The 4,256-nt window shown below is 61.3% G+C and carries 5 protein-coding genes; all 5 read right to left on the reverse strand.

Annotated features, from left to right (window positions below; translation table 11 throughout):
- Positions 1–763: ribosome biogenesis GTPase Der (gene der, locus ACMV18_RS11000; RefSeq protein ID WP_420817878.1), on the reverse strand; the 763-nt coding region annotated here is incomplete at its 3' end.
- A 21-nt stretch (positions 764–784) separates the two neighbouring features.
- The gene (gene bamB / locus ACMV18_RS11005; protein ID WP_339582450.1) at positions 785–1,942 is read right to left on the reverse strand and encodes an outer membrane protein assembly factor BamB; all 1,158 of its coding nucleotides are present in this window, start codon (positions 1,940–1,942) and stop codon (positions 785–787) included.
- A 22-nt stretch (positions 1,943–1,964) separates the two neighbouring features.
- Positions 1,965–2,651: a YfgM family protein gene (locus ACMV18_RS11010; RefSeq protein ID WP_420817879.1), complete on the reverse strand. Its 687-nt coding sequence runs from the start codon at positions 2,649–2,651 to the stop codon at positions 1,965–1,967.
- A 47-nt stretch (positions 2,652–2,698) separates the two neighbouring features.
- Positions 2,699–4,003: a histidine--tRNA ligase gene (gene hisS, locus ACMV18_RS11015; RefSeq protein ID WP_420817880.1), complete on the reverse strand. Its 1,305-nt coding sequence runs from the start codon at positions 4,001–4,003 to the stop codon at positions 2,699–2,701.
- A 33-nt stretch (positions 4,004–4,036) separates the two neighbouring features.
- On the reverse strand, positions 4,037–4,256 hold a 220-nt coding region (locus ACMV18_RS11020; protein WP_420817881.1), incomplete at its 5' end, for a flavodoxin-dependent (E)-4-hydroxy-3-methylbut-2-enyl-diphosphate synthase.

Consider the following 4,256-nt stretch of genomic DNA (forward strand, 5'->3'; position numbering starts at 1 on the left):
TGACCACCGAGAACTTCTCGATGGCCTCGAAGACCTTGCCCTTGCGGCGCAGGCCGGCGGTGTCGATGAGCTCGAACTTCTGGCCCTCGCGCTCGAAAGGCACGCTGATGGCGTCGCGCGTGGTGCCCGGCATGTCGAAGGCCACCAGGCGCTCTTCGCCCAGCCAGGTGTTGATCAGGGTGGACTTGCCCACATTGGGGCGACCGGCCACGGCCAGGCGGATCGGCCGATCGGGGTCGTCGTACACCTCTTCGTCTTCATCCTCTTCTTCGATGAAGTCGGCCAAGGCCTCGTCGAGCAGGGAGCGGATGCCCTGACCGTGCGCCGAGGAAACCGGGATGGGCTCACCCATGCCGAGCTCGTAGAACTCGGCCAGTTGCACGCCCTCTTTCATGCCTTCGGCCTTGTTGGCCGCCAGCAGCACCTTTTTGTTGGTGGTACGCAAGTAGCGAGCGATGTCGTGATCCTGGGCCGACAAACCGTTACGGGCATCGACCACGAAGATGACAGCATCGGCCTCGGCCACAGCCTGCCGAGTCTGCTTGGCCATCTCTTTGAAGATGCCCGCGGTGCAGTCCGGCTCAAAGCCACCGGTGTCGATGGCGATGAACTCATGCGAGCCCATCCGCCCCTCACCATAGTGACGGTCACGGGTCAGGCCTGCGAAGTCGGCCACGATGGCATCGCGGCTCTTGGTCAGGCGATTGAACAACGTCGACTTGCCGACGTTGGGTCGTCCGACCAGCGCAATGACAGGTTTCATGAAATCTCAGTCTGCAAAAAATCAGTTGGCACGCAAGGCATACAAGGTGCCTTTGCGTGTAGAAACATACAGTGTCTGGTTGGCAACCAGAGGCGCCGCAGCAGCAGCGCTGTCGAGTTCGACCCGGGCCACGGTCCGACCATCGGTCGCCGAGAGCAGATGCAGGTAACCTTGAGCATCCACGACGGCAACACGTTCGCCGAGGATCGCAGGCGCGCTCAGACCACGGTGGGTGAAACGGTCAACGCGCCACATGACATCGCCATTCTCGGCTTTCCAGGCCGTCAAGCGATCGGCGCTGTCTGCGCCCACCACCAACCGGTCATTGGCTGCCACGCCTTGGGTACCAGCTTGCGGACGGCTCCACCGCAGGCTGCCACGATTCAACTCCAGGCAAGCCACGGACAGTTGGAAAGCTCGAACGCAGACTTCGTCATCTGCGCGCGCCAATGGCCCGATCAGGTCAGCCAAGCGCTCCACTTCGTTGGTGCCACGCGGCGTGCCGACGTTCACATCAAAACGCACACTGCCCTTGACAGGGTCCAACCCGACCAAACGAGCGCCCTGCCCCACCAGCAAGGTGTCACGGAAGGCTGCCAACACGCCTGACGTGGCGAGCGCAAGAGGCTCTCCGCCAGGACGCTGGTATTGCCACAACCAACGGCCATCCAGCACATCGTAGCCACGCACGCTGCGGTCCACGGCCTGAACAAACACACGCTCTCCCGCCACCAAAGGCGCGGTGACAACGCGGCCCGGCAGACGCGCGGTCCAGACCCACTTGCCCTGATCAAACACCTGAAGTTCGTTGTTGTCCGTCACCACAGCGGCATGGCGCCCATCACTGCCCACAGCCGCCGACAGATCATTCTTGGCCTGGGCACGCCATTTCACTGTTCCGGTCGCTGCGTCGAGTGCCACAACCTCACCATCCGTGCTGGCTGTGGTGATGACACCTTGGTTGGCAGACAGCGTCAATGCACTGCTGACCGCCCCCAGTCGCTGAGACCAGACGGTGGCCACGGTGACTTCGGACTTCAACGATTCCAGCGGGGCCGGGGAAGGCTTGCTGGAGCCGCAGGCCGTCAAAGTAGCGACAGCCAGCACGCTCAGCGTCGCAGCGAGCAGACGGGTCGAGCGCTGAGACCAGGTCAACGATGTGGAGAGAGGAAAAGTCATGAGGTCACTCTCGAATCAAGGGTCACGGGGCCGATGCGGCGACTGAGGACGCAGCCTCGGCAGCCACCGCAACAGGGGCTTGCCCCAAAGCGGTCAACTTGCCTTCGATGAAGCGACGGTACTCCACTTCTGGCGGCATGGCATCCCAGGCAGCACGATAGGCCTTGATGGCCTCGTCCTTCTTGCCTTGCGCGACCAGAATGTCGCCTCGGCGATCGTCCACAAGAGGAGCGAACTCGGCGGGCACACTGGCAGACAGGGTCTTCAACGCATCATCGTGCGCCTGCGCATCCATTTGCACGCCAGCCAAGCGCAGTCGGGCAATGGCGACCAAGTCAGGGTTCTTGCCCTGATCTACGGCCCACTGCAAAGCAGACTTGGCATCATCGGTTTTTTGCTGCTCCAAAGCCACCTTGGCCGCCAACAGCGCACCTTGCGCAGCGAATGTCGTGCCCGCATAGTCTTTCTTGAGATCGGCAAACGCCTGGGCCGCTTTGTCAGACTGCCCTCCGCTCACGGCCCGATCCATCTCTTCATACAGACCCGCAGCAGCCAGACCACGCTTTTGCTGCCAGTACTGATACCCCGTCCAGGCGGCATAAGCGCCCAGGACAAGCACCAGCACCCAAGTGATCAGGTTGCCGTACTGTTTCCAGAAGTGCTTGAACTGATCCAACTGTTCCTGTTGTTCGTTGTCGTAGGTCGCCATGTCTGCCGCAAAAAAGATGTAAGAGGTTGATCCGCCGATTATGACGGTCAGGAAGCCTGTGGCTGCGCGAGGAGTCGGTGGGCCCACCCGGCAGCTTCAGCCAGTTGAAGCGAGGTCTGTTCGCCGCCATCACGCAAGGGTTTTACGGCGACCAAGCCCTGAGCCACCTCGTCCGGCCCGAACACCAGGGCAAACCGTGCGCCGCTGGCGTCAGCCTTCTTGAACTGTGACTTGGGGCTGGCTGGGCCGTCCTTGCCAGCGGGATGCAGTTGTACGCAAACACCTTGTGCACGCAAGACTTCAAGCGTCGCCAACACGACAGGCATGGGCGTGCCTGCAAAGACCATGGCGTAGGCATCGGGCGCTGTAGACGGCGCCTCAACACCGATCTCCTGCAAGAGCAGGAGCAGACGCTCCATGCCCAAGCACCACCCTACTGCGGGAGCAGGCTTGCCACCCAACTGTTCGATCAGCCCGTCGTAACGACCACCACCACACACGGTCCCTTGGGCGCCCAACTTGTCGGTCACCCACTCGAAAACCGTCAGGTTGTAGTAATCCATGCCCCGCACCAGGCGGGTGTTGACCTGATAAGGAATGCCCGCAGCCTCCAGCGCAAACTTGACTGCGCCAAAATGATCCAGAGATGCCTCACCCAGGAAGTCGATCAGCTTGGGCGCCGCTTCGACCAGGGCCTGCATGGCCGGATTCTTGGTATCGAGAATGCGCAACGGATTGCTGTGCAGGCGTCGACGCGCTTCCTCGTCCAATTGGTCGATGTTCTCTTCCAAGTAGGTGATGAGTGCAGCACGGTGAGCCTTGCGTTCCTCAGGCTGGCCCAAGCTGTTGATCTGCAAACTCACGTCCTGACCGATGCTCAAACCCAGATCGCGCCACAGCGCAGCGGTCATGAGGATCAGTTCCGCATCGACATCAGGGCCGGCAAAGCCCAGCACCTCGGCGCCGACCTGATGAAACTGACGATAACGCCCTTTCTGCGGACGCTCGTGACGGAACATGGGCCCGATGTAGTACAGGCGCTTGCCACCTTCGTACAGAAAATTATGCTCGTTGATGGCGCGCACCGAACCGGCCGTACCCTCGGGACGAAGCGTGAGCTTGTCGCCGTTGAGGCTGTCTTCGAAGGAGTACATCTCCTTTTCGACAATGTCAGTGACTTCGCCCAGGCCGCGCACAAACAAGGCGGTGGGCTCGACGATGGGCGTGCGCATGTTCTGATAGCCGTAGCGGCGCATCAGTTGTCGCACCTTGTCTTCGAGCCATTCCCAGCGCGCCGATTCCGGCGGCAGGATGTCGTTCATGCCTTTGATGGCGGTCAGCTTTTCTGCCATGAGAGCGTCAGTTTCTTGTTTTCTTGAAAAAGATCAGGCCTGAACGGCCCCGCCAAAACGGCGATCGATGTAGGTCTGGACGAGTTGCTGGAACTCCTCGGCAATGTGTTCGCCGCGCAAAGTGAGAGCCTTCTCGCCGTCGATGAAGACCGGGGCGGCCGGCGCTTCGCCGGTGCCGGGCAGGCTGATGCCGATGTCGGCATGCTTGCTCTCGCCGGGGCCGTTGACGATGCAGCCCATCACGGCCACCTTG

Source organism: Aquabacterium sp. (assembly GCF_048860245.1).
Classification (GTDB): Bacteria; Pseudomonadota; Gammaproteobacteria; order Burkholderiales; family Burkholderiaceae_C; genus Aquabacterium.

Excerpts from the sequence above, each read along its gene's own strand:
- bamB (WP_339582450.1), bottom strand. The coding sequence starts at position 1,942 with ATGACTTTTCCTCTCTCCACATCGTTGACCTGGTCTCAGCGCTCGACC.
- ACMV18_RS11010 (WP_420817879.1), bottom strand. The coding sequence starts at position 2,651 with ATGGCGACCTACGACAACGAACAACAGGAACAGTTGGATCAGTTCAAG.
- hisS (WP_420817880.1), bottom strand. The coding sequence starts at position 4,003 with ATGGCAGAAAAGCTGACCGCCATCAAAGGCATGAACGACATCCTGCCG.